The sequence below is a fragment of the Methylobacterium sp. WL6 genome (genome assembly GCF_008040095.1).
Classification (GTDB): domain Bacteria; phylum Pseudomonadota; class Alphaproteobacteria; order Rhizobiales; family Beijerinckiaceae; genus Methylobacterium.
The window spans coordinates 1-1823 of the sequence record NZ_VRVH01000517.1; the positions used below are offsets into that span (position 1 = coordinate 1).

General features: G+C 74.9%; 1 protein-coding gene and 1 pseudogene. Both read left to right on the forward strand.

Annotation, left to right across the window (positions count from 1 at the left end; genetic code table 11):
• Positions 1–1368: capsular biosynthesis protein (locus tag FV230_RS27930; RefSeq protein ID WP_147844677.1), on the forward strand; the 1368-nt coding region annotated here is incomplete at its 5' end.
• 10 nt (positions 1369–1378) lie between these two features.
• Positions 1379–1823, forward strand: a pseudogene (locus FV230_RS27935) (LTA synthase family protein); the annotation flags it as partial.

The window sequence follows — 1823 nt, forward strand, 5'->3', positions numbered from 1 at the left end:
CTGCGGCTCGCCGGCCGTCCCCCGCTCGTCGTGGCGCCCGGGCCGCTGCTCAGCCCCTACGACAGCGCCGAGACCGGGTTCTCGAGCCTGATCCTGACCTTGGCCGGCGAGCCGGTCGGAGGGCGCGAGACGCCGGGCCTGCACCATTTCGACCCCTGGACGCGGGCGCCGATCGACCGCGCGGCCTGCGCCGAGCGCGTCGCCTGGCTCCGGGCGCGGTTTTCCGAGAACGCGCGGCGCGTCGTCTACGTGGGCATCTCGCGCTGGAAGCGGCCGGCGCTCGACGCCTTCGCCGTCGGCCCGAAGGGCACGCCGATCCACACCATGACCGTCGCCGCCGCGGTCGCCGCCGCGAAGCGCCACGACGGGCAGGTGCTCGCCTGGGCGACGCGCGCGCCGGAGGCCCTGGAGGCGGCCTGCGCGGAGGCCGGCCTGCCGCTGGCGCGGGTCGAGGACGGCTTCCTGCGCTCGGTCGGCCTCGGGGCGAGCCTGCAGCCCGGCGCCTCGATCGTGGTCGACGATCGCGGCATCTACTACGATCCGCGGCGCGAGAGCCGTCTCTCGCGGATCCTGGCCGAAGCCGAATTTTCCGACGCCCTGGTCACCCGGGCGAAGTCCTTGCGCGAGACGATCGTCGCGCGGCGCCTGAGCAAGTACAATGTCGGCCTCACGGTCGCCGCGGGCGCGTGGCCGGCGGACCGGCGGATCGTGCTGGTGCCGGGCCAGGTCGAGGACGACGCCTCGGTCCGCTACGGCTCGCCGAACGTGCGCTCGAACCGGGCGCTGCTGCAGGCGGCGCGGGCGCGCAACCGGGACGCCTTCCTGCTCTACAAGCCGCATCCCGACGTGGAGGCCGGGTTCCGCCCCGGCGCGATCCCCGAAGCCGAGGCCCTGGGGCTCGCCGACCGGATCGTCTCGGGCCTGAGCATCGTCGACCTGCTCGACCGGGTGCACCACGTCGAGACGATGACCTCGCTCGCCGGCTTCGAGGCGCTGATCCGGGGCCTGAGCGTCGCGACGCACGGGCGGCCGTTCTATGCCGGCTGGGGCCTCACCGAGGATCTCGCGCCCGGCGCCGACCGCGGCCGGACGCTCGCCCTCGACCAGCTCGTCGCCGGCGCGCTGATCCTGTATCCGCGCTACCTCGATCCGGTGGCGATGAAGCCGTGCGGCCCCGAGCAGCTGCTCGACCGCCTCAGCGCCGCCCGCGCCGCAGCGCCCCCGAGCGCCCTCGCGCTCGGCCGGCTCGCCGGCTTCGGCATGCGGGCGCGCTACCGCCTGCTGAACCCGATCGTGCGGGCCCTGCGCGCCCGGCGCGGCGTCGCGTCCGGCGGCAAGCCCGTCACCCGGAAGCCCGGGCAAGGTTGAGCCGAGCACGATGTCCTTCCTCCTCGCGACGGTGGTCGCCTTCGTCCTCTGCCTCGCGATCGAGTTCCGCTTCGGCGACGTGCCGGGGCGCGCGAGCCGCAGGCCCGGCGACCTCACCATCCGGCTCGGCGCCTACGGGCTGATCCTGCTGTTCTGGTTCGTGTTCTCGTGGCGCCCGTGGCTCGCCGCGTCGAGCTGCGTGCTCACCGTCGCGATCCTCCACCTCGTCAGCCACTTGAAACGCGCGGTGATCGGCGAGCCGCTGGTGTTCAGCGACTTCGCGCTGCTGCCGCAGGTGCCGCGCCATCCGCAGCTCTACTACGTGCCGCCGGTCGCCAGCCCGCGGATCGCCGTGCCGCTCCTGCTCGGGCTGGCCGGCGTCGCGCTGTGGTACCGGATCGAGCCGAGCCTGCTGCCCGCCTCCGCCGGCGGGGCCCTGGCCGCCGTCCTGGGCC